The 22,903-nt window shown below is 76.7% G+C and carries 20 protein-coding genes and 2 tRNA genes; 11 read left to right on the forward strand and 11 right to left on the reverse strand.

Annotated features, from left to right (window positions below; translation table 11 throughout):
* Positions 1-6: 6 nt before the first annotated feature.
* The 4 genes from E4A51_RS04875 to E4A51_RS04890 all read left to right on the forward strand — a co-directional run bounded on the left by E4A51_RS04875 (position 7) and on the right by E4A51_RS04890 (position 4,128).
* The gene (locus E4A51_RS04875) at positions 7-390 is read left to right on the forward strand and encodes a globin (protein ID WP_070319954.1); all 384 of its coding nucleotides are present in this window, start codon (positions 7-9) and stop codon (positions 388-390) included.
* Position 391: 1 nt separating this feature from the next.
* Positions 392-1,291: an acyl-CoA thioesterase II gene (locus E4A51_RS04880; RefSeq protein WP_070319955.1), complete on the forward strand. Its 900-nt coding sequence runs from the start codon at positions 392-394 to the stop codon at positions 1,289-1,291.
* 79 nt (positions 1,292-1,370) lie between these two features.
* Entirely contained in the window at positions 1,371-2,363 is a 993-nt protein-coding gene (locus tag E4A51_RS04885; RefSeq protein ID WP_070319956.1) for a DNA topoisomerase IB, read from the forward strand.
* 64 nt (positions 2,364-2,427) lie between these two features.
* Positions 2,428-4,128 carry an SDR family oxidoreductase gene (locus E4A51_RS04890; RefSeq protein ID WP_134851025.1) on the forward strand — a complete coding sequence of 567 codons (1,701 nt, stop codon included), beginning with the start codon at positions 2,428-2,430 and terminating at the stop codon, positions 4,126-4,128.
* On the opposite strand, the gene E4A51_RS04895 is transcribed toward E4A51_RS04890, so the two are convergent.
* Positions 4,109-4,603, reverse strand: a complete 495-nt coding sequence (locus E4A51_RS04895; RefSeq protein WP_046528017.1) for a thioesterase family protein — start codon at positions 4,601-4,603, stop codon at positions 4,109-4,111. The genes E4A51_RS04890 and E4A51_RS04895 overlap by 20 nt on opposite strands.
* Positions 4,604-4,729: 126 nt before the next feature.
* On the opposite strand from E4A51_RS04895, the gene E4A51_RS04900 reads away from it, so the two are divergent.
* Complete coding sequence (locus tag E4A51_RS04900; protein WP_134851026.1) at positions 4,730-5,851, forward strand: GNAT family N-acetyltransferase; 1,122 nt, start codon at positions 4,730-4,732, stop codon at positions 5,849-5,851.
* Between the two features lie 21 nt (positions 5,852-5,872).
* Here E4A51_RS04900 and E4A51_RS04905 read toward each other — a convergent pair whose 3' ends face one another.
* The 6 genes from E4A51_RS04905 to E4A51_RS04930 all read right to left on the reverse strand — a co-directional run bounded on the left by E4A51_RS04905 (position 5,873) and on the right by E4A51_RS04930 (position 15,642).
* Positions 5,873-7,465: a GTPase family protein gene (locus E4A51_RS04905; RefSeq protein WP_134851027.1), complete on the reverse strand. Its 1,593-nt coding sequence runs from the start codon at positions 7,463-7,465 to the stop codon at positions 5,873-5,875.
* Positions 7,462-9,582: a GTPase domain-containing protein gene (locus E4A51_RS04910; protein ID WP_134851028.1), complete on the reverse strand. Its 2,121-nt coding sequence runs from the start codon at positions 9,580-9,582 to the stop codon at positions 7,462-7,464. Before E4A51_RS04910 ends, E4A51_RS04905 begins: the two co-directional genes overlap by 4 nt.
* A 146-nt stretch (positions 9,583-9,728) precedes the next feature.
* Positions 9,729-11,411 carry an energy-dependent translational throttle protein EttA gene (gene ettA, locus E4A51_RS04915; RefSeq protein ID WP_046528014.1) on the reverse strand — a complete coding sequence of 561 codons (1,683 nt, stop codon included), beginning with the start codon at positions 11,409-11,411 and terminating at the stop codon, positions 9,729-9,731.
* Positions 11,412-11,552: 141 nt separating this feature from the next.
* Complete coding sequence (locus E4A51_RS04920) at positions 11,553-12,146, reverse strand: single-stranded DNA-binding protein (RefSeq protein ID WP_134851029.1); 594 nt, start codon at positions 12,144-12,146, stop codon at positions 11,553-11,555.
* Positions 12,147-12,334: 188 nt separating this feature from the next.
* A complete protein-coding gene (locus tag E4A51_RS04925) occupies positions 12,335-13,924 on the reverse strand; it encodes a GTPase (protein WP_070320851.1) in 1,590 nt (529 codons plus the stop codon).
* Positions 13,921-15,642 (reverse strand): GTPase domain-containing protein, encoded by a 1,722-nt coding sequence (locus E4A51_RS04930; RefSeq protein WP_134851030.1) that lies wholly within the window; start codon positions 15,640-15,642, stop codon positions 13,921-13,923. Before E4A51_RS04930 ends, E4A51_RS04925 begins: the two co-directional genes overlap by 4 nt.
* A gap of 147 nt (positions 15,643-15,789) precedes the next feature.
* Here E4A51_RS04930 and E4A51_RS04935 point away from each other — a divergent pair.
* Positions 15,790-15,862 (forward strand) — tRNA-Arg (locus tag E4A51_RS04935).
* Positions 15,863-15,881: 19 nt separating this feature from the next.
* Here E4A51_RS04935 and E4A51_RS04940 read toward each other — a convergent pair.
* Positions 15,882-17,363, reverse strand: a complete 1,482-nt coding sequence (locus E4A51_RS04940) for a DUF2079 domain-containing protein (RefSeq protein ID WP_134851031.1) — start codon at positions 17,361-17,363, stop codon at positions 15,882-15,884.
* A 185-nt stretch (positions 17,364-17,548) separates the two neighbouring features.
* On the opposite strand from E4A51_RS04940, the gene E4A51_RS04945 reads away from it, so the two are divergent.
* The 3 genes from E4A51_RS04945 to orn are packed head-to-tail and all read left to right on the forward strand — an operon-like array spanning position 17,549 to position 18,834.
* The gene (locus E4A51_RS04945; RefSeq protein WP_134851032.1) at positions 17,549-17,755 is read left to right on the forward strand and encodes a hypothetical protein; all 207 of its coding nucleotides are present in this window, start codon (positions 17,549-17,551) and stop codon (positions 17,753-17,755) included.
* A gap of 54 nt (positions 17,756-17,809) precedes the next feature.
* Positions 17,810-18,109, forward strand: coding sequence for a hypothetical protein (locus E4A51_RS04950; protein WP_134851033.1), 300 nt, complete (start codon positions 17,810-17,812; stop codon positions 18,107-18,109).
* A gap of 47 nt (positions 18,110-18,156) precedes the next feature.
* Positions 18,157-18,834: an oligoribonuclease gene (orn, locus tag E4A51_RS04955; RefSeq protein ID WP_255430542.1), complete on the forward strand. Its 678-nt coding sequence runs from the start codon at positions 18,157-18,159 to the stop codon at positions 18,832-18,834.
* A gap of 61 nt (positions 18,835-18,895) precedes the next feature.
* Here the strand turns inward: orn and E4A51_RS04960 are convergent.
* From E4A51_RS04960 to E4A51_RS04970, 3 genes are all read right to left on the reverse strand, one after another.
* Positions 18,896-18,971 (reverse strand) — tRNA-His (locus E4A51_RS04960).
* 150 nt (positions 18,972-19,121) lie between these two features.
* Entirely contained in the window at positions 19,122-20,045 is a 924-nt protein-coding gene (locus tag E4A51_RS04965) for a RimK family alpha-L-glutamate ligase (protein ID WP_167748825.1), read from the reverse strand.
* A gap of 93 nt (positions 20,046-20,138) precedes the next feature.
* A complete protein-coding gene (locus E4A51_RS04970; protein WP_046528008.1) occupies positions 20,139-21,152 on the reverse strand; it encodes an ABC transporter ATP-binding protein in 1,014 nt (337 codons plus the stop codon).
* Positions 21,153-21,276: 124 nt separating this feature from the next.
* On the opposite strand from E4A51_RS04970, the gene E4A51_RS04975 reads away from it, so the two are divergent.
* Positions 21,277-22,032, forward strand: coding sequence for an ABC transporter permease (locus tag E4A51_RS04975; protein ID WP_134851035.1), 756 nt, complete (start codon positions 21,277-21,279; stop codon positions 22,030-22,032).
* On the forward strand, positions 22,020-22,817 hold the full coding sequence (locus tag E4A51_RS04980; RefSeq protein WP_134851036.1) for an ABC transporter permease: 798 nt from the start codon (positions 22,020-22,022) through the stop codon (positions 22,815-22,817). Before E4A51_RS04975 ends, E4A51_RS04980 begins: the two co-directional genes overlap by 13 nt.
* The last annotated feature ends 86 nt before the right edge of the window (positions 22,818-22,903 follow it).

A 22,903-nucleotide genomic window follows, 5' to 3' on the forward strand; every position in this document is an offset into this window, starting at 1 on the left:
GTGCGCGTGAGAGACGACTCGTTCTACGCCGCGATCGGTGGTCACGACACGTTCGTGCGGCTCGTCGACGAGTTCTACCGGGGCGTCGCCGCCGACCCGGTGCTGCGGCCGATGTACCCCGAGGAGGACCTCGGGCCCGCCGCGCGGCGCATGACGATGTTCCTCGAGCAGTACTGGGGCGGTCCGTCCACGTACTCCGAGGAGCGCGGCCACCCGCGCCTGCGCATGCGGCACCAGCCGTTCAAGGTCAACCCCGACGCACGCGACCGGTGGCTCACGCACATGCGGGCCGCCGTCGACGCGCTCGATCTCGCTCCCCTGCACCGGGCGCAGCTCTGGGACTACCTCGAGCGCGCCGCGCACTCGCTGATCAACACCTTCGAGGACTGACATGGGCCGCCCCACGGACGACTTCCCCGACGACGGCGGCGCGACCGCCGCGGTGCTGCAGGCGCTCGACCTGAGCGCCGACCCGACGTACCCGGACCTCTACCAGGGCCCGAACCTCAGCGGGCCCCGCGCGCGCGTCTACGGCGGGCAGGTGCTCGCGCAGGCCACGGTCGCGGCGGGGCGCACGGTCCCGGCCGACCGGCTGCCGCACTCGCTGCACGGCTACTTCCTGCGTGCGGGCGACCCGACGATCCCGATCGAGTTCTCGGTCGAGCGGCTGCGCGACGGCCGCTCGTTCACGGCCCGCCGCGTGCACGCGCTGCAGGAGGGCCGCCCGATCCTGTCGATGATCGCGTCGTTCCAGGAGCACCAGAGCGGCCTCGAGTACGCCGAGGAGATGCCCGCCGACGTGCCCGAGCCGACGCAGGTGCGCTCGGCGCTCGAGGAGCTCGCGGGCATCGACCACCCCGCGGCACGGTTCTGGGCGCAGGAGTCCGCGTTCGACCTGCGGCACGTGGGCCGCTCGCTGTTCCTCGCCCCCGACCCCGACTCGCCGCTGGGCCGCCAGATGGTGTGGATGCGGGCGCGCGCGCCGCTGCCCGACGACCAGCTGCTGCACCGCGCGCTGCTCGCGTACGCGTGCGACCAGGTCATGCTCGAGCCCGTGCTGCGACGCGCGGGTCGCGCGTGGGTCTCGGCGAACCAGTCGATGGCGAGCCTCGACCACGCGATGTGGTGGCACCGCGACGTGCGCGTCGACGAGTGGCTGCTGTTCGTGCAGTCGACGCCGAGCGCGCAGGGCGGGCGCGGCCTGGGCGCGGCACGCGTGTTCGACCGCGCCGGGACGCTCGTCGCGTCCATGGCGCAGGAGGGCATGATCCGGCTCCCCGCCGACGCCTGACGCGACCACGCGCCGCCGGCGCGGCGCACGTCACCCGGTCCGGCATGCGCGCGCGCCCGGGCCGGGTGAGACTGCCCGCATGGTTCGGCTCCGACGGGTGCGCATCGACCAGCCGGGCTGGACGCGGCGACGGTCCGGCTCGGGCTTCGTGTACCTCGACCTGGACCGGCGTCGCATCGCGGACCCCGAGCACCTCGACCGGATCACGACGCTCGCGATCCCGCCTGCGTGGCGCGAGGTGTGGATCTGCCCGCTCCCGCAGGGGCACATCCAGGCCGCCGGCCTCGACGACGCGCAGCGCCGCCAGTACCTGTACCACCAGCAGTGGCACGCGCGGCGGGCGCGGCTCAAGCACGAGCACGTCCTGCAGGTCGCCCGCCGGCTGCCCGCCGCGCGGCGCCGCGTGCGGGCGGACCTCGCGCTCGACGGGTTCCCGAGGGACAAGGCGCTCGCGCTCGCGTTCCGCCTGCTCGACCGCGCGTACCTGCGGGTCGGGACCGAGGGGTACACGCGGCGGCACGGCTCGTTCGGGCTCGCGACGCTGCGCCGCGAGCACGTCCACGTGCTGCCGGACGAGGACGGCCGCCCCGGCGCGGTGCACCTGCGCTTCCCCGCGAAGTCGGGGCAGGTGCGCGACACGGTCGTCGACGACGAGACCGTCGCGGAGCTCGTCCGCACGCTGCTGCGCCGCCGCGACGACAGCCCCGAGCTGCTCGCGTGGCGCGACGACGCGGGCTGGCACGACGTGACGAGCGCGGACGTCGGCGGCTACGTGCGCGACCGGCTGGGCGAGGCGACGCCCAAGGACTTCAGGACGTGGCACGCGACGGTCCTCGCGGCGCGGGGCCTCGCGGACGCCGGTCCCCCGCCGGCCAGCGAGCGAGGCCGACGCCGGGTCGTCACGTCGGTCGTCAAGGCCGTCGCCGAGGAGCTCGGCAACACGCCGACCGTGGCGCGCGCGTCGTACGTCGACCCGCGCGTCGTCGAGCTGTGGGAGCGCGGCGTGACGATCGCGCCCACGCGCTCGCAGGCGGTCGGCGAGCGGCGCACGCTCGAGCTGCTGACGTCCTGAGCACGCGCTGAGCGTCGCGGCCGCCCGGCGTGCGGGGCACCGGTGCGGGCCGCAGACTGCAGCGATGAGCGACGAGCGTCCCGACCTCCCGCCCGGGACCACCCCCGAGGCCGACCTCGCGCCGACGCCCGTCGCGACGACGCTGCCGGGGCTCGTGCCCGGCACGGGCCCCGACGGCCGCCCGCGGCCCGACGCGCCGCTCGTGGCGGTCACGGGCGTCACCGGGTACGTCGGCGGTCGCCTCGTGCCTGAGCTGCTCGCCGCGGGGTACCGCGTGCGCGCGCTCGCGCGTCACCCCGAGCGGCTGCGCGGCCGTCCCTGGTACGACCAGGTCGAGGCCGTGCGCGCCGACGCGTCCGACCCCGAGCAGATCCGCGCCGCGCTCGACGGCGCCGACGTCGCGTACTACCTCATCCACTCGCTGGGCACGGGCCGGTCGTTCGAGCAGCGCGACCGGCACACCGCGCTCGTGTTCGGGCAGGCCGCCCGCGAGGCGGGAGTCGGGCGCATCGTGTACCTCGGCGGGCTGCACCCCGAGGGCGAGGAGCTGTCGCCGCACCTGGCGTCGCGCACCGAGGTGGGCGAGATCCTGCTCGCGTCGGGCGTGCCGACCACCGTGCTGCGCGCCGCGGTGATCCTCGGCTCGGGTTCCGCGTCGTTCGAGATGATGCGGTACCTCACCGAGCGGCTGCCGGCGATGACCGTGCCGAAGTGGGTGTCCAACCGCATCCAGCCCGTCGCGATCCGCGACGTGCTGCGCTACCTCGTCGGCTCGGCGGCGATGCCGGCGGACGTCTCGCGCGCGTTCGACATCGGCGGCCCCGAGGTGCTCACGTACCGCGACATGATGCAGCGGTACGCGCGCATCGCGGGCCTGCCGCCGCGCGTCATCGTGCCCGTGCCCGTGCTGTCGCCGCGGCTGTCGAGCCTGTGGGTCTCGCTGGTCACGCCCGTGCCGGGCGGGCTCGCGCGGCCGCTCGTGGAGTCGCTCGTGCACGAGGTCGTGTGCGACGAGCACGACGTCGCCACGTACGTGCCCGACCCGCCCGAGGGTCTGATCGGCTTCGACCGCGCGGTGCGCCTCGCGCTCGCGCGCGTGCGCGGTGCGAGCGTCGCGACCCGGTGGTCGTCCGCCGCGGCGCCCGGGGCGCCGAGCGACCCGCTGCCGTCCGACCCCGACTGGGCCGGCGGCTCGCTGTACGTCGACGAGCGGCGCGTGCGCGTCGACGCCTCCCCCGCGGCGCTGTGGCGCGTCGTCGAGGCCGTGGGCGGCGAGCGCGGCTGGTACTCGTGGTCGCTCGCGTGGCGCGTGCGCGGCCTGCTCGACCGCGTGGTCGGCGGCCCCGGGCTGCGGCGGGGGCGCCGCGACCCCGCGCGGCTGCTCGTCGACGACGCGGTGGACTTCTGGCGCGTCGAGGAGATCCGGCCGGGGCGGCTGCTGCGGCTGCGCGCCGAGATGCGGCTGCCCGGGCTCGCGTGGCTCGAGCTGCGCGTCGAGCCGGACGACGACGCGGCCGCGGACGACGACGGCGCGGGCGCCTGGGACCCCGAGCAGTGGCGCCGCCCGCCGGTGGTCTTCGCGCAGCGCGCGCTGTTCCACCCGCACGGCCTCGCCGGCCAGCTCTACTGGTGGGCCGTGTACCCGTTCCACGGCGTGGTGTTCGGCGGCATGCAGCGCAACGTCGCGCGGGCCGCCGAGCGCGCCGAGCGCGCGCGCCGCGACCGCGGGGGCGCGGAGCCGGGCGTCACGCGCGACGGCGCATGACCACGGGCTCCTCGAGGTACGGCTCCCAGACGGCACGCTCGTCCGCCGTCAGCCGGCGCGGCGCACCCGTCGCGGTGTCCACCAGCACGATCGTCGTGACGGCCTTCGCGAACACGGTCGCGCCGGGCGTCGTCGTCGGCGCGTCCCGCACCTCGTAGCAGACGTCGAGGCTCGCGCCGCCCAGGTGCCCGATCCACAGCTCGATGACGACGGGCGCGCGCCGGTACGGCAGCGGCCGCACGTACTGGATCTCCTGGCGCGCGACGAGCGTCGACGTGAGCGCACCGGGCCCGGCGTCGAGCACCGCGGTGGGCCGCCCGCCGTCGGCCGGCGTGCCGTCGGGGGCGTCGGGGTGGCGCCAGAACACCTCGATGCGCGCCTCCTCCAGCAGGCGCAGCATCTCGACGTTGTTGACGTGCGCGTACGCGTCCATGTCGGACCAGCGCAGCTGCACCGGCACCTCGATCCTCGCCATGCCCGTCCCCTCGTCGCTCCCACGCCGGCACCACCGCGTGCCCCCGGCCCGGCCATCCTCGCGCGGGACGCGACGCCGCGGGAAATCGGTGGCCGCGCACACCCGGCCCCCGCCAGGGTGGTCGCCATGAGCAGCACCACCACGTGGCGGGTCGAGGACGCCCCGCGCACGCCGAGCGACCCCGCCCACCCCGACGCGTGGGCCGTGCAGGCCCTGTGCGACATCGACCACGCGCGCCAGCACGCGCTGCACGGCTGGACCGACCTGTGGGCGCCGCTCGTGGTGCGCGTGCCGATCCTGCTGTCGGACGACTACGGGACGAAGCTCGTGGCCGTCGCGCTGGCACCCGACGCGCCCGCGAGCCCCGGTGCCGACGACGTCCTCGGCGTGGGTGTCGTCGTGCTGCCGCACGCCGACAACACGCACGTCGCGCACGTCGACGTCGCGGTCCGGCCCGGGCACGAGGGCCAGGGCATCGGCACGGCGCTGCTGCGTCACGTCGAGGAGGTCGCCGCGGCGCACGACCGCACGTCGCTGCTGGCCTGGACGACGCACGCACCCGAGCCGCCGCCCGGACCGGGCGCGCTCGAGGCGCCGACCGGCGAGGGCCGCGTGCCGGCCGACGCGCACGCCGTGCGGTTCGCGCAGCGCCACGGCTACGTGCTCGAGCAGGTCGCCCGGCACTCCGTCCTGACCCTGCCGGGCGACGAGGACGCGCGCGCCGCGCTCCTCGCCGACGCGCGTGCCGCCGCCGGCCCCGACTACCGCACGCACACGTGGTGGGACACCGTGCCCGACGCGTGGCTCCCGGCGCTGGCGGTGCTGTGGACCCGCATGAGCACGGACGCGCCGAACGCGGGCTACGACACCGAGGAGGAGCGCTGGGACGCCGAGCGGGTGCGCCACCACCTGCTGACGCGCGCGCAGCGCCACCAGCGCGTGCTGCTCACGGCCGCCGAGCACGTGCCGACCGGGACGCTCGCGGCGTTCACGGTGCTCGAGGTGCCCGTGCCGGACGTGCCGTTCGGGTTCCAGGAGGACACGCTCGTGCTGCGCGAGCACCGCGGTCGGCGGCTCGGCATGCTCGTCAAGGCCGTCAACCTCGACGCGTACACCGCCTGGCGACCCGGCGAGCGCCGCCTGCACACGTGGAACGCGCAGGAGAACGCCCACATGCTCGCGATCAACGTCGCGCTCGGGTACGCGCCGCAGGCGGTCAGCGCGGGGTGGCAGCGGCGCACGACGTGACGTGCCGGGCGCCGTGAGGTCTCAGGCCGCGGCCCTGAGCGCGGCCCCGCGGCACGCCGCGAGCGCGTCGGTCTCGGCCGCGAGCGGCGCGAGCACGAGCCGCTCCGCGACGTCGGCGACGGCCGCGCGCAGGCGCCGCGCGGCCGCCCCCGCGCGCCGTCGGGCACCGAGACGCGCGCCGATCGACCCGAGCAGCGCGAGCAGCACCCCGCCGACCAGACCGCCCAGCAGCAGCGCGGTCGGGGCGGGCAGCGGACCCCACACGGGCGTGACCGGCTCCGGCAGCCGCAGGTAGGCCAGCAGCGCGAGCCCGCCCAGCCACAGCGCGCCCGCGACCGCCGCGGCGAGCAGCAGCGCGTGCAGCGCGCCCACGGCACGCCACCAGCGGGCCGGTGCGGGCGGGAGCAGCGGCGTGCGCGCCACCGCGTGGTCGAGCGCGTCCGGCAGCGCCGCCACGTCGACGCGGGCGCGCGCCGCGAGCACCCACGCGTCCGGCGCGCCCGCCAGCGCCGCGTCGACGTGGTCCCGCACCGCCGTCGCGGCGGCGGCCCGCTGCGCGGCGCCCGCGGGCGGCAGCGACGTGCGAGACACCTCCGCCTCGGCCGCCGGCCGCGGTTCCAGGTGCAGGCGCCGCAGCGGGTCCGGACGCAGCCGCGCGAGCCACCGCACGGGCGGCCAGCCGACGTGCGCGCCTGCCCTGCGGACCGCGGAGCGCCGCACGGCGTCGACCACGGTGGGGACCCCGGCCGCGGCCGCGAGCGCGTCGACCAGGCCGTCCGCGACGACCGCGCGGGGTCGCCGCGACGCGGTGGGTCCGCACGCGTCGGCGACCTCCCGGGCCGCGGCGCGCAGGTCCGCGCCGAACCGGCGGGTCGTCGACTCCCGACGCTCGGCCGCGACCCGCACGAGGTCGCGCAACGCGTCCACGCCGTCACCCGTGCGTGCCGAGGTCGCGAGCACGCGCGCCCGCGGCAGACCGTCCGCCGCCGCGAGGCGCGCCAGGTCGGCGAGCACCGCGTCCCGCTCGCCCGCCCCCAGCCGGTCGGCCTGGTTGAGCACGAGGACCACGACGTCGTCGCGCCCCGCGAGCGCACGCAGGTAGCCCTCGTGCAGCGCGGCGTCGGCGTACTTCTGCGGGTCGACGACCCACACCAGCAGGTCAGCCCGCGCGACCAGCCGGTCCGCGCGCTCGCGGTGCTCGACGACCACCGAGTCGTGGTCGGGCAGGTCGAGCAGCACGAGCCCGGCGGGCAGGCCCGGCCCCGCCGCGACGGCGTGCCGCCGCGCGACCTCGAGCCAGTCGAGCAGCGGGCCGGGGTCGCCCCCGCCCGGCGGCGACCCGACGACGACGGCGGACGGGTGCGACGTCGTCGGTCGGCGCACGCCCGTGGCGGCGAGGTCGGCGCCCGCGAGCGCGTTGAGCAGGCTCGACTTCCCCGAGCCCGTCGCGCCCGCGAGCGCGACGACCGTGTGCTCGCCCGACAGGCCCGCGCGCTCGCGCACGCGCGAGAGCAGCGCGCGCGGTGCGTCCGTGACGGTCGGCGGCAGCCGGTCGCCCGCGGCGTCGAGGGCGGCGGCGAGCGCGTCCGCGCGCTGCGCGAGGGTCGGGCTCACGCGTCGCCCCCGGGCGTGCCGTCGGACGCGTCGCCGTCGGCGGCGTCGCGGGTCGGGGCGTCGCGGTTCGGGGCGTCGCGCGTCTCGCGCCCGCGGGTGCCGTCGCCGCGAGCCGCGTCGCGCTCGCTCGTGCGACGACCGAGCAGGCGGCGCCAGAAGCCCGCACGCGGTGCGACGTCCGCGGCCACGGCCTCGGTCCGTCGTCCCCCGACCTGGGCACCGCCGCGCGACGGCACGGCGACGGCCGACCCCGCCCCACGCAACGTGCCGCCACCGGTCGCCGGCGCCCCCGCGCCGGGCGCCCGTGCCGCTCGCTCGTCGCGCGCGGCGCGCTCGACCGCCCGCGTGGCGGTGCGCACCGTCGCACCGGACGCGTCACGCGTGCCGAGCGCGTCGAGCTGCGCGGTGTACCGCTCGGCCTCGGCCCGCAGCAGCGCGTCCACGCGCACGTCCAGCCGCTCGCGCGCGAGCGCCGTGAGCCGTCGCACCGCGTCGTCGCCGAACACGGCCTCGAGCAGCTTCTGCGCGACCACGGCCGTACCGCCGGCGATCCCGACCTCGACGCCCGTCAGGCCGCCCGTGGACGCGAACGCGAGCACCATGAGGCTCACGCCCGCCGCGTTGACGCCGAACGACAGGTAGCGGGCCGTGCCGCGCCGTCGCGCGCCCTGCTCCCGGACCAGGTCGAGCACGTCGGCCTGCCAGCCGCGGACCTCGGCGTCGACCTGCGCGCGCAGCGCCGCGGACGCGCGCGACAGGTCGAGGTCCGGCAGCAGCGCGGCACCCGCGGCGTCCCCGCGCCACGCGGCGTGCGCGCGCACCGCTGCCGCGTCGGCGGCGTCGAGGACGACCGCGCCGAGCCCGTGCGCGATCGCCTGCTCGACGCGTGGCGCCGGGGCCGGGCGGCCGCGCAGCACGCGCGCGAGGGCGTCGCGTGCGCGGCCCACGCCGTGCTCGACGGAGCGCAGCAGGTCACCCGTGCCGACGAGCTCCTGCCAGCGGTCGAGCACCTCGCCGCGCAGCATCGCCCCGTCGGAGGTCGCGGCGCGCACCTGCGCGGCCGCGTCGTCGTACGCGCCCGCGACGGCGGCGCGCAGCCGCGCGTCGGTCGCCGCCTGCCGGTCGGCCTCGTCGGCGAGCGCGTCGGCGCGTCGCACGAGGTCGTCGACGACGCCGTCGCGCGTCGCGGTCGCGACGCGGTCGCGCGCGTCGGCGTCCGCACCCAGGTCGGTGAGCCACCGCGCGACCGGGGCCACCGCGGTCTCGGGCAGCAGACCGTCGGGGGTGACCGACTCCGGGACGGCGAACAGGGGCGCCGCGGCGAGGTCGTGCTCGTCCATGAGGCGACGCAGGTCGTCGACGACCTCGTCCGTGCCGGGGTCGAGGCGGGAGACGACGAGCGCGACCTGCGCGTGGCGCTGCGCCGCGCGGTGCAGCAGGTCCCACGGCACGGCGTCGGCGTAGCGCGCACCGGTGGTGACGAACAGCCAGAGGTCCGCCGCGTCGAGCAGCTGCACGGCGAGCCGACGGTTCTCGGCGTCCACCGAGTCGACGTCCGGCGCGTCGAGCAGCGCGAGACCGCGGGGCAGGGTGGCCGACGCCACGAGCCGGAGGGCACGCCCGCCGGCGTCCCGTGCGTCGTCGACGGCTCCCGCGCCCGTGTGCGCGGTCACGCGGGCGAGCCCGGGCAGGACGCGGTCGGTCGAGAACCACCGCGCGTCGAGCGGGTGGTGCACGAGCACGGGTGCGCGCGTCGTGGGGCGCAGGACGCCCGGTGCGGAGACCGGCTCCCCGAGGAGCGAGTTCACCAGCGTGGACTTGCCTGCGCCGGTCGAGCCGCCCACGACGACGAGCAGGGGTGCGTCCTGCGCCCGCAGGCGCGGCAGCAGGTAGTCGTCGAGCTGTGCGAGGACCGCGGCGCGCTCGGCGCGCGCGGCGTCGACTCCCGGTGCGTCGAGCGCGAGGACGAGCGCACCGAGCCGGGTGCGCAGCGTCTCGAGCGCGGCGACGAGCGCCGCCGCCCCGGTCGGTGGCGCGTCGGCGGGCGCGGCCACCCCGGTCGGCGGCGCGTCGGCGGGCGCGGCGCGCCCCGGGCCGCTGACCTCGGGCTCCGTCATGGCGTCAGTCTGCCCGAGGGCGCGACGCGCGGCCCGGTGACGCCGCAGGGCCCGGACGCACGTGGCGTCCGGGCCCTGCGGTCGGTCCGTGAGCGGTCACGACGGCGCCGCGTGAGGCGTCCCCGCGACCGCGCGGCGGCGAGCGGTCAGTCGCGGCGCAGCTTGCGGTACGTCACGCGGTGCGGACGTGCCGCGTCGGCGCCGAGGCGCTGCACCTTGTTCTCCTCGTAGGAGGCGAAGTTGCCCTCGAACCAGTACCAGCTGGCCGGGTTCTCCTCGGTGCCCTCGTAGGCGAGGATGTGCGTCGCGACGCGGTCGAGGAACCACCGGTCGTGCGACACGACCACGGCGCAGCCGGGGAACTCGAGCAGCGCGTTCTCGAGCGAGCCGAGCGTCTCGACGTCGAGGTCGTTGGTGGGCTCGTCGAGCAGCAGGAGGTTGCCGCCCTGCTTGAGGGTGAGCGCGAGGTTGAGGCGGTTGCGCTCACCGCCGGACAGCACGCCCGCGGGCTTCTGCTGGTCCGGGCCCTTGAAGCCGAACGACGCGACGTACGCGCGCGACGGGATCTCGACGTTGCCGACCTTGAGGAAGTCGAGCCCGTCCGAGACGACCTCGAACAGCGTCTTCTTGGGGTCGATGCCGCCGCGCGACTGGTCGACGTACGAGATCTTGACGGTCTCGCCGATCTTCAGGTCGCCCGCGTCGAGCGGCTCGAGGCCGACGATCGTCTTGAACAGCGTCGTCTTGCCGACGCCGTTGGGGCCGATGACGCCGACGATGCCGTTGCGCGGCAGCGTGAAGCTCAGCCCGTCGATGAGCTGCCGCCCGTCGAAGCCCTTCTGCAGGTCGGTCGCCTCGAGGACGACGTTGCCCAGGCGCGGGCCCGGCGGGATCTGGATCTCCTCGAAGTCCAGCTTCCGCGTCCGCTCGGCCTCGGCCGCCATCTCCTCGTACCGCGCGAGACGCGACTTCGACTTGGTCTGGCGTCCCTTGGCGTTCGACCGCACCCACTCCAGCTCCTCCTTGAGGCGCTTGGCGAGCTTGGCGTCCTTCTTGCCCTGGACCTGCAGACGCTCCTGCTTCTTCTCCAGGTACGTCGAGTAGTTGCCCTCGTACGGGTAGAGGCGGCCGCGGTCGACCTCGCAGATCCACTCCGCGACGTGGTCGAGGAAGTACCGGTCGTGCGTGACCGCGAGGATCGCGCCCGGGTACTGCTGCAGGTGCTGCTCGAGCCACAGCACCGACTCGGCGTCGAGGTGGTTGGTGGGCTCGTCGAGCAGCAGCAGGTCGGGCTTCTCGAGCAGGAGCTTGCACAGCGCGACGCGGCGGCGCTCACCACCGGACAGCACGCTCACGTCGGCGTCGGCCGGCGGGCAGCGCAGCGCGTCCATCGCCTGCTCGAGCTGGGCGTCGAGGTCCCACGCGTCGGCCGCGTCGATGGCCTCCTGGAGCTGGCCCATCTCGGCGAGCAGCGCGTCGAAGTCCGCGTCCGGCTCGGCCATGAGCGCCGAGATCTCGTTGTAGCGGTCGAGCTTGCCCTTGATCTCGGCGACGCCCTCCTCGACGTTGCCGAGGACCGTCTTCTCCTCGTTCAGCGGCGGCTCCTGCTGCAGGATGCCGACCGTGTAGCCGGGCGACAGCCGGGCCTCGCCGTTCGACGGCTGGTCGAGGCCCGCCATGATCTTGAGGATCGTCGACTTGCCCGCACCGTTCGGGCCGACGACGCCGATCTTGGCGCCGGGCAGGAAGTTGAGGGAGACGTCGTCGAGGATGACCTTGTCGCCGTGCGCCTTGCGCGCCTTGTACATGCTGTAGATGAACTCAGCCACTGGGTGCTCGTCCGCTCCTGGTGAGTCGTGGTGGCGCCGCGGGCCGGGACGCGCGCGCACCCGCGTGCACGAGGTGCACGGACGTCGGGGTGCGCGGGCGCCGGCCGGCGGCGCCGGATGCCGATCCACCAGCCTAGGCGATCAGGCGCGTCCGGCCAGCGCCGGCACGGCGCGCGTCTCGTCGGACGCCGCGTCGTCGATCCCCACGAGGTCGTCGGCCATGTCCGCCGCCTCGTCCGGCTCGTCGGAGGCCGTCGGCTCCGCCGCCGCGGCCCACGGGTCGTCGGCCAGCACGGCGGGCCGCTCGCCCAGGCCCGTGACGTCGGTCGCGCCCGGCTCGTCGTCGCGCCGCCGGCCGCCGCCCAGGGAGCGCCGGAACTGCGCCGTGCCGAACGTGAGGTCGTGCCCCACGGACAGCGCCTCGAGCACGAGCTCGGAGCGCGGCGCACCGTCCTGCGCGACCCACTCGGACTGCGCCAGCCGGCCCACGACGACCACGGGGTCGCCCTTGCGCAGCGACGCCGCGAGGTTCGTGGCCGCCGTGCGCCAGGCCTTCACCGTGAACCACAGCGTCGGGCCGTCGCGGAAGCCGCCGTTCTCGCGGTCGACCACCCGGCGGGTCGACGCGAGCCGGAACTGCGCGTACGGCACGCCGCCGAGCCCGTCGAGGTGGTAGCTGCGCAGGTCGGACCCGACCCACCCGACGACCGTCACGTCCTGCGTGTGCGTTCCCATGCCTGTCCCCTGTCCGCGAGGCCCCGGGGATCCGGGGCGTGTGCGGCCATCGTGGCCGCGCACGGCGGTGCGCCACGCGTCACGGGGACCGCGCCGCGGACGCCGTCGCACGTGACGGGGCCGTGGTCGGCTGGGTGACGACGCGGGGTCGTCGAGGCGTCACCCGGCGGGGGCGACCGGCCGTGCGCTCAGTCGCCGGCGCCCGCGCGCTGCGCGAGCTCGCGCACCTGGCGGTGCTCCGCGAGGACGTCCTGCGTGGGGGCCAGCAGCCGCACCCGCGCGACCGACTCGAGCGCCGAGCGTCCGTCCGCCACGACCCGCGCGCCACGCCGCACCGCCGCACGTCGCCGCACGAGCGACGACGCGACCAGCAGCACGAGGGCGGCGGCCACCGCGGCGCCGACCAGGACGCCCGTCGGCACCCACGGCACCGCGGCGCCGGCACCGTCCGCGACCAGCAGACCCGCGAGGACGAGCGCGCCGAGCGCCGCCACGGCGGCGACCCCGAGCAGCGCGTCGGCCGCGCGCGAGCGCCGCACAGCGAGCGGCACGTGCGCGAGCGCGTCCGTGACCGCCAGCCGCAGCTCGGCCGTCGTCGCGACCCGCTCGCGCAGGTCCGCCGACCACCGCGACGGCAGACCCTGCGTGATGCCGGACAGCCACGACGCGCGCGCCAGACCGACACCGTCGGCGTGCACGTCACCCAGCCCGGGGGCACGCGTCGCACCGCCGCGCACCGCCGCGGCGACGGCCGCGCCCACGGCCGCCAGACCGGCGGCCGACGCCAGCCGGTCCACGACCACGCCGAGCGCGAGCGCACCCGGCGCGGGGTCCCGCGCCGCGACCTGCGAGCGCACGAGCCGCGCCGCGTCCGCCACCTCGGCGTCCGCGTGCACGGCAGCGCCCGACCGCTGCGCGACCGCCGCGGCGAGCACGTCGCGCAGCTCCGCGACGCCCTCGCCCGTGACGGTCGACACCTCGTGCACGCGCACGTCGGGCAGACCGTCCTCGACGAGCAGGCGCCGCACGTCGGCCACGAGGTCGCCACGCACGTCCGAGGGCACCGTGTCGACCTGGTTGAGCACCACCAGCATCGACGCGTCCCGGCCGGTCATGCGCCGCAGGTAGCCCGAGTGCAGCGCGTCGTCGGCGTACTTCTGCGGGTCGACGACCCACACGAGCAGGTCGACCTGCGGCAGCACGCGGTCGACGACGTCGCGGTGCTCGGGCGCGATCGAGTCGTGGTCCGGCAGGTCGAGCAGCACCAGGCCGCGCAGCGACGCCTCGCGGTCGCCGTCGAGCAGGCTCTCGCGCTCGATGCGGTGCTCGTCGTCGACGCCGATCCAGTCGAGCAGGTCGTCGCCGTCACCGCCCCACACGCAGGCCGTGACGCGCGACGTCGTCGGTCGGCGCACGCCCACGTCGGCGAACCGCAGCCCGCTCACCGCGTTGAAGAGGCTCGACTTGCCCGAGCCCGTGCCGCCCGCGAGCGCGACGACCGTGTGGTCGACGCCCAGCGCGAGGCGCTCCCGGACGCGCTCGACGGTCGCCTCGACCCGCTCGACGACCTCGGGGTCGAGCCGGTCGCCACCCGCCGCGAGCGCGCCGCCGAGCGCGGCGACGCGCTCCTCGAGCTCCGCGGTGACGGCGCCCCGGACGGCGCCGGCCGGTGCGGCGCCCGAGGTCGGCGCGTCCTCCGCCGGCACGGGACGCGCTGCGGTCCGCGACGCGTCGCCGGGCACGGTCGGCACCGTGGTCGTGGTCGGGTCGTCGCTCACGTCAGCCCCTTGAGGACGGCGAGGCGCAGCCGCAGCCGCGACGACGCGTCGGCGGCGAGGTCCTGGTCGTCGAGCGCGGCGTCCGCCGCCGCGCGCTCGACGTCGACCTGCGCGCGGGCGCGCCGCACGAGGTCGTCGCGCAGCGTCACGACGAGCGTGTCGCCGGCCTCGCCGAGGAGCGTGCGGGCGACCTCGGCGGCGTCGTCGACGCCCGCCGCGGCCGCGAGCGCGAGCGCCGCCAGCCCGTCCTCGCCGACGGCCCGGGCGACCTGCTCGCGACGCCGCGCGTCGCCCGTGCCCGCGGCGAGCGTGCTGCGCACGGCGCGCGCCCCCTCGCCCACCCACGCGCGGGCGGCCCGTTCGGCCGCCGCCGCGCGGGTGCCGTCGTGCGCGGGCCACCGCGCCAGGACGGACGCCGCCCCGGCGGGCGCCGCGGGGCCCGTGAGCGCGTGACGCAGGGTCTCCTCGCCGCGCTGCCCGATCGCCGTCAGCACCGCGGTCGCCGACTCGGTGAGGTCGGCCAGCATCGGGGCCGCGGCGGCGGACCGTGCCCGCCCGGCGCGCGCGGAGCCCCGCACGCGGCCCGAGCGGCCGACGAGCCGCGCGAACGGGGCCCGTGCGGCGCGCAGCTCGGCCCACCGCGCGCGCACCGCGCCGTCGGCGACGGCGCCCGCACCGACCGTGTCCGCCGCGGCGTCCGACGGCTCCACGGTCGCGGCGTCGAGCACCTCGGCGATCCGCGCGGCGGCGTCCACCTGGTCCTGCACGGCCTCGGCGAGCTCGTCGACCCACGGGCGCAGCGCGTCCAGGGCCCCGCGCAGCGTGCGCGCGACGACCGTGCGGGCACGGTCCGGGCCGGCCAGCATCGTGAGCCACCGCAGCACGGGTGCGACCGTGCTGGGCACGAGGGGCCCGGCGTGAGGACCCACGTCGGGGATGACGAACAGCGGCGAGCCGGCCAGGCCGTGCACGCGCAGCCGGTCCAGCAGGTCGCCGCGCACGGTCGGCAGCGACGCGGCTGGCACCCGGTTGAGGACCATCGCGACCGACGTCGACCGCTCCACGGCGGCCTCGAGGACCTGCCACGGCAGCGCGTCGCCGTACCGCGCCGCGGTCGTGACGAACAGCCACAGGTCGGCGGCCTCGAGCAGCCGGTGCGCGGTGTCGCGGTTGGAGTCCAGCACCGAGTCGAGGTCGGGCGCGTCGAGGATCGCGATGCCGCGCGGCACGGTGTCGACCGCGACCGCCTCGACCTCCGCGAGCACCGGGTGGTGCGACAGCAGGTCCGTGTCCAGCGGGTGGTGCACCAGCACGGGCTGGCGCGTCGTGGGGCGCAGCACGCCCGCCGCGGTCACCTCCTGGCCGACCAGCGAGTTGACCAGCGTCGACTTGCCGGCGCCGGTCGACCCGGCGACGACCACGACCGCCGGGGCGGACAGCTCCGTCAGACGCGGCACGAGGTGCTCGTCGAGCTGGTCGACGAGCCGTGCACGGGACCCGCGCGCGGCGTCGACGCCCGGGATCTCCAGCGGGAACGTGGTCGCGTCGACGTCGCGGCGCAGGTCGCGCACCGCGTCGAGCAGCGACGTCTGCGCGAGCGGGCGCGCGAGCATCTCGACGGCCGCCGGGGACGCGGCCCAGCCCGGCGAGGAGGGCGCGACGCGGCCCGACGCGGGCGCGGGCGCCCGCGCAGGCTCGGTCCCGGGCTGCGCACTCACGGCACCATTGTCGGTGCCACATCTGACCAGGCCAAACGCGGCACGCGGGTGACACGCCACGGACTCGTCACACCCGCGGGGGCCGAGGCGCGCGCCGCGACCTCACGACGGCCGCCGCGAGCCCCACCACTAGGCTGGGGAGCACCAGCCCCCGTAGCTCAATGGATAGAGCAACGGCCTTCTAATCCGTCGGTTGCAGGTTCGAGTCCTGCCGGGGGCGCCGTGGTCGCCGCGGGCCGTCACCCGACCGCGCGGGCGACCTCGTACCCGTCCTGCACGTGCACGACCTCGAACGTCGCGTCGGGGTGCAGCAGCCGCGCGACCTGCAGGACGTCGCCCCACTCCTGGGGCGTGCCGCCGCCGACGCGGTCGATGACGAGGTAGTCGGGCACGGGGTTGCGGTTGCCGAGGTAGTACACGTCGGTGCGGTCGACGAGGTACGACATGAGGCCGACGTCGGTCTCGACGACCACCCCGTCGGGGACCGCCGCGAGCGTCGCCCGGGCGGCGTCGGCGCGCGGCGCCGCGAAGTGCAGGCCGGGGTTCGTCAGCTGCCACAGGGGCCACTGCGGCAGCAGCACGAGCGTCGCCGTGAGCCCGACCGCCGGCGCGTACCGCGCGTACCGGCGCAACCACCCCACCCGGCCGCGGCGGGCGCGGTCGATCCCGTCGAGCATCGCGAGGTACGCGATCGGCATGAGCACGGCGCTGTAGTGCCAGGTCGGCGCCCAGTAGCCGGGCTCGGCGGACAGGAAGCGCCACGCGAGCGTCGGGCCGGCGACCAGCACGAACGGCGACCGCAGCGCGATCCCGCCCGTCACGACCACCAGCAGCCAGAGCGTGTACGCCTTGGCGGGCGCGTACAGCGCGAGCGGGTCCGACAGGGCCGCCAGCACGTCGAGCCGCGACCCGTAGGCCCACTCGCCGGCGGGGTTGAGCGCGGGCAGCACGACGCGCGTCGCGAGCACGAACGCGCCGACGCCCCACGCCGACAGCCACAGGTACGACGCGCGCCGCGCACGCCAGGCGACCAGCAGGCCCAGCACGGCCGTCGTCAGTCCCAGGTCCTCCTTGACCAGCACGAGCAGCGCACCGGCGACGACGGCCGTGCGCCACCGCTCGCGCAGCACGGCCGCGAGCGCGACGGCCAGCAGCGGCACCGCGAACGCGATCTCGTGGAACTGCGCCTCGACCGCGTACTGCAGCCCCCAGCTCAGCCCGAAGGCGAGCCCGACGAGCCCGCCGACGACCTGCCCGAGCAGCGGCACCGCGGCGCGCGTGACGACCGCGGCCGCGACCCCGAGCAGGACGTTCTGCACGACCAGCAGCGTGAGCGCCGACGGGAACGCGGCGTACACGGGCCCCAGCAGCACCAGCAGCGGGTGGAAGTGGTCGCCCAGCAGGTGGTAGTCGGGTCCCTTGACGTGGACGACGGGCGCCTCGAGGTGGGCGTAGCGGGCCGCGAGCTGCGTGAAGATCCCCAGGTCCCAGGACTTCACGACGAACGCGTCCCACTGCGCGAGCGAGTACACGGTGCACAGCGCGGCGACGAGGGCGCCGACGGCGGTCGGCAGCCCCCACGCCGGAGCGAGGGCCCGCACCCGGCGGGCGAGAGCGACGGCCGTACGGCGCCGCGGTGCCGGCGGGCCGGGCGCGGTGTCGACCGGTGGCGCGCCGACCGGCGCGGGGTCGGACGGTGCGGGGTCGGGTCGCGCCGGCACGTCACCTCTCCCTCGCGCACCGGGCGGGCGGACGCCCGCCGCCGGTCGGCCGCATCCTTCCACGACGCGACCGCGCGGCAAATGCCTCGCCACCGAGGGGCCGCTCCTAGTGCAGTAGGGGCACCCATCCACCACGAGGACACCCCTGACCGGGGTGCGCCTCGGCATGCCCGCAGGAGCACACCATGCATCCCCTGACCGTCTACGACACCGCGCTCGACGAGCACCACGAGCGGCTGCGCCGCACCGCTCTCGCCGACGCCCGCACGCGCCGCACCGGCCTGCGCGACCGCACCGCCCGGTCCGCCGACGGTGCGCGTCGCGCACGTCGCACCGTCGGCGCACCGGCTCGCCGGACCGCGCCCGCCGCGACCGCTCCGATGGCACGATGACCGCGTGCCCACGCCCGCCCGCCGCCTCCCCGCAGCGGGCGGGCGTCGTTCGTGATGGGGCGGCACGCCGGCCGTGACGCGGCCCCTCGCCCGCCCTGGCCGCGACGCCTCGCGGCAGTCGCGCTGCGCTGGGCCGGGCACCTCGCGCTCGGCTGCCTTGCCGGCGGGGTCGCGCTCGGTGCAACGCTCTGGGCCGGCACGTCCGCCGCGTCCGCCCGCCTGACGGGACTCGGCACCGCCGCCGTGGTCACCGCCGCCGCCGCGCTCGCGCGCACCGTGCCGGCCCCGCCGCCCGCCGCAGCACCGCGCACGACCCCCGGGACGCACCGCCCCGACCCGTCCGACGCCGCCTGAGCGCCGCGGGTCCTAGGCTTGCTCACGTGAGCAGCACCGACGACGACGTGACGAGCCCCGCCCCCGCCTCCCCCACCACGACGGGAGGAGGGCACGCCAGCTCCGACCGCATCGTGTGGGTCGACTGCGAGATGACCGGCCTCGACCTCGTGCACGACGCGCTCGTCGAGGTGGCCGCCGTGGTCACGGACTCCGAGCTCACCGTGCTCGGCGAGGGCGTCGACGTCATCGTCAAGCCGCCGCCCGGCGCGCTCGAGCAGATGGGTGACTTCGTGCGGACCATGCACACCACGTCGGGCCTGCTGCCCGAGCTCGAGCACGGCGTGACGCTCGAGGAGGCGCAGGCGCAGGTGCTCGAGTACGTGCGCGCGTGGGTGCCCGACCCGGGCAAGGCCCCGCTCGCCGGCAACTCGGTGGGCACCGACAAGGCCTTCCTCGACCGCGACATGCCCGACCTCGTCGGGCACCTGCACTACCGGATCGTCGACGTGTCGTCGATCAAGGAGCTCGCGCGCCGGTGGTACCCCCGCGTGTACTTCGCGGCGCCGGAGAAGAAGGGCGGCCACCGCGCGCTGGCCGACATCCTCGAGAGCATCGACGAGCTGCGCTACTACCGCGCGGCGCTCCTGCCCGCGCAGCCCGGGCCCGACTCGGCGCAGGCCCGCAAGGTCGCGGCCGAGGTCGTCGCGACGTCCGTCAAGCGGGGCGTGCTGCCGGGCGCCTGAGCCCGCGCCCGACCCCGGGTACGCCGAAGGGCGCCGGTCCTCGGACCGGCGCCCTTCGTGCTGGGGTGGCTAACGGGACTTGAACCCGCGACCCCCTGGACCACAACCAGGTGCTCTACCTACTGAGCTATAGCCACCACGGTGCCCACCGGACCGGGCTCGCGAGCGAGCCGGACAACGGGACCGGACCCGTCGCGCGCGGCGGGCCGACGACGAGTGTAGCGGGTGCGAGCGCCCACGCCGTCATCCGATCCCGCGCGCGGGGCGGCGAGGCGGTGCGGCGCGCGTCACAGCCGCCGCGCGACCGCCTCCGCGAACCGCTCCGCGGCACCCGGCGAGTGCTCGAAGAACAACGACGGCTCGGCGAGCTCGACCTCGAGGACGACGGGCGCGTCCTCGTCGTCGGGGATGAGGTCGACGCGCGTGTACAGCAGCGGCGCCCGGTCCGGGAACACGCGCGCGAGCTCCGCGACGACCCGGTCGCCGACCTCGCGCTCCTCGGGCGTGGCCTCGCGCGCGGCCATGACCTCCTCGCGGAACAGCACGCCCTCCTGGTCCCCCGCGCGGTACGGCCCTTCGAGCAGCGGGCCCTTGCGGACGGAGTGGCTGAACTCGCCGTCGACGTAGACCAGCGCGGTCTCGCCCTGCGTGTCGACGTTCGTGAGGTAGCGCTGCAGCATGACCCGCCGGCCGACCGCGAGGAGGTTCTTCGCGTGCGTGATCGCGAGCGACCGCGACGGCGTGACACCCGCGTCGTACCGGCCGGTGTCGCGCGAGCCCGCGCTGACCGTCGGCTTGATGACGAAGTCGCCGAACGCCGGGAACCGCGTGTGGATCGCCCGGGCGTCGAGGTTGCGCTCGGGGTCGAGCCAGATCGTCGGGACGATCGGGATGCCCCGCTGCTCGAGGTCGCGCAGGTAGGTCTTGTCGATGTTCCACGTCACGACGTCGGCCGGGTTGAGCAGCGTCGAGGTCCGCTCGACGCGCCGCGTCCAGTCCGAGAACTGCGTCGGCCGGTCGGTGTAGTCCCACGTGGAGCGGATCAGCACGTGCGGGTACGCCGCCCAGTCCACGGTCGGGTCGTCCCACACCACGACGTCCGTCGCGACGCCGCGGTCGGCGAGCGCGGCGCGCAGCGGCAGGTCGTCGGGGTCGAGGTCGGGCAGCTCGGCGCAGGTGGCGAGGGCGAGACGTGCGGTGGGTTCGCTCACGTCAGGCACCTTACCCACGGCGTGTGACGCACGTGCTCCCGTCGTGTGACCGCCAGGGGACGTGCACACCGCCCGTCACGAGCGCCGCGCGCCTCAGGCGGTGCGGTCCGCCGGCTCGGGGTCCTGCGCCGTCAGGCGGCGCAGCGCGCGCACCACGGTCGCGGCGCTCGCACGCCCGACGGTGCGACCGTCGTCGTCGACGACGGGCAGGGCGCCGTCCGGCGCGGCCCCGGTCGTCTCGGTGAGCGCGGAGACGAGGTCGCCGAGCTCGCTGCCGAGGCGGACCGGTGCGCCCGCGGCGACGGGCGCGTCGGCGACGTCGTCGAGGTCGGACCGCTCGAGGCGCCCGAGGGCGAGGAGCCGCGCGGTGCGGCCGCGGCCGACGAGGTCGGCCACCGCGGGCGACGCGGGCCGCGCGACGACCTCGAGCGGCGACGCGAGCTGCTCGACGTGCGCGCCGCGGCTGAGCACGACGACCCTGTCCGCCATGCGGACGGCCTCGTCGATGTCGTGCGTGACCATCATCACGGTCGTGCCGAGGTCACGCTGCAGCCGGATGAACTCGTGCTGGAGGCGTGCACGCCCCACGGGGTCGACCGCGCCGAACGGCTCGTCCATGAGCAGCACGGGCGGGTCGGTCGCGAGCGCACGCGCGACGCCGACGCGCTGGCGCTCGCCGCCCGACAGCTCGTGCGGCCAGCGTGCCGCGTACCGCGCCGGGTCGAGGCCCACGAGCGTGAGCAGCTCGTCGACGCGCTCGCGCGTGCGCCGCCGGTCCCACCCCAGGAGCCCGGGCACCGTCGCGACGTTCTGCGCGACCGTGCGGTGCGGGAACAGCCCGACGTTCTGGATGACGTAGCCGATGCGGCGGCGCAGCGCGACGGGGTCGACGTCGGTGACGTCCTCGTCGCCCAGCAGGATGCGGCCCCCCGACGGCTCGACGAGGCGGTTCGCCATGCGCAGCGTCGTCGACTTGCCGCAGCCCGACGGGCCGACCAGCACCAGCAGCTCGCCGCGCCGCACGGACAGCGAGAGGTCGTCGACGGCCACGGCGCCCGCGTACTCCTTGCGGACGGCGTCGAACCGGATGGCCACGTCGGTGCTCACGGCACGTGACGCTAGCGGGCCGCTCCGACAGCCGCGCGGCGGCGGCCTCCGCGCGGGCCGTCCGCACCGGGCCCGCGGTGCGCTCGGCGCGCGGGTGTGGGTGGGGCTCGCTAGGTTCCCACCCATGCACGCCGGACCGGTCGCCGCGGCCGCCAACCCGTGGTTCTCGTGGGACTACCTCGAGCGCAACGGGGGCGACGTGCTGCGCTACACGCAGCAGCACGCGACTCTCACGCTCCAGGCCGTGCTCATCGCGCTGATCGTCGCGCTGCCCCTCGCGGCGCTCGCGCACGTGCGACCCCGCCTCGCGGGCCCGGTGCTCGCGGGCACGGGCGTGCTGTACACGGTGCCCTCGCTCGCGCTGTTCGCGGTGCTCGCGCCGTACACGGGCATCGGGCGCACCACGGTGCTCATCGGGCTCGTCCTCTACGCGCTGCTCGTGCTCGTGCGCAACGTGCTGGTCGGGCTCCAGGGCGTCGACCCCGCGGTGCGGGACGCCGCGCGCGGCATGGGCTACGGACGGTGGCGCCTGCTGCTGGGCGTCGAGCTGCCGCAGGCCGTCCCGGCGATCGTCACCGGGCTGCGGCTCGCGACCGTGAGCACCGTCGCGCTGGTGACCGTGGGCGTCGTCGTCGGGTACGGCGGGCTCGGTCAGCTGATGTTCCGCGGGTTCCGCAGCAACTACCACGCCGAGGTGATGACGGCCACGGTGCTGTGCCTCGTCCTCGCGCTCGTCGCGGACCTGCTGCTCGCGCTCGTCGGGCGCCTGCTCACGCCGTGGCGCCGCACGTCGGCCCGGCGCCGCGGCAGGCCGACGAGCGACGCCGCGGGCCGCCTCGACGGCGCCGGACCGCACGAGGAGGCCGCGTGGACATCCTGAGCGAGGCCTTCCGCTGGCTCAACGACCCCCTCAACTGGACCGGGCGCCGCGGCGTGCTCGAGCTGGCGAGCGCGCACCTGCTCGTCTCCGCCGCCGCGGTCGGGCTCGCGCTGCTCGTCGCGCTGCCCGCCGGCCTGTGGCTCGGGCACCGCCGCCGTGGCGCGACCGTCGGCGTCGTCGTGGCCAACACGACGCGCGCGCTGCCCACGCTCGCGCTGCTGACGCTGCTCGCCGCGAGCGGCTGGTTCGGCAACGTCGCCACCGCGATCGCGTGCGCCGTGTTCGCGGTGCCGCCGATCCTCGCCAACGCGGTGACCGGCGTGGGCGGCGTGGACGACGACGTGCGCGACGCCGCGCGGGGCCTGGGCATGTCGGGCGCGCGCGTGCTGTGGAGCGTGGAGATGCCGCTCGCGACGCCCCTGATCGCGGCCGGGATCCGCACGGGAGCCGTGCAGGTGCTCGCCACCGTGCCGCTCGCGGCCCTCGTCGGCGGCACCAGCCTGGGCACGATCGTGGTGACCGGCTTCGCGACGCAGCGCTACGGGCAGGCGCTCGCGGGCGGCATCCTCGTGGCCGGGCTCTGCCTCGCCGTCGAGGGGCTGCTCGCGCTCGCCGAGCGCGGCGTCGCGCCGTGCGGCCTGCGCGCGCTGGACCGCGCCGCGGCGGCCGACTCCCGCGCCGCCGCCCGCACCTCCGCGCCCCGGCGGCGCCGCGCTCCGGTTGCCGCGCCCCCGGCCACCGGATCGAATGGTGCCGCGTCGAACGGTGCGGCACCCGCGCCATGACCAGCCCACCGGACCGGGTCCCCGCACCCGGCCGACCACCGCACGGGCCATCCCCTGCGGTCGCACCGCCACGACAGGAGAACCCC

The sequence above is a fragment of the Cellulomonas sp. HD19AZ1 genome (genome assembly GCF_004535805.1).
Taxonomy (GTDB): Bacteria; Actinomycetota; Actinomycetes; order Actinomycetales; family Cellulomonadaceae; genus Cellulomonas; species Cellulomonas iranensis.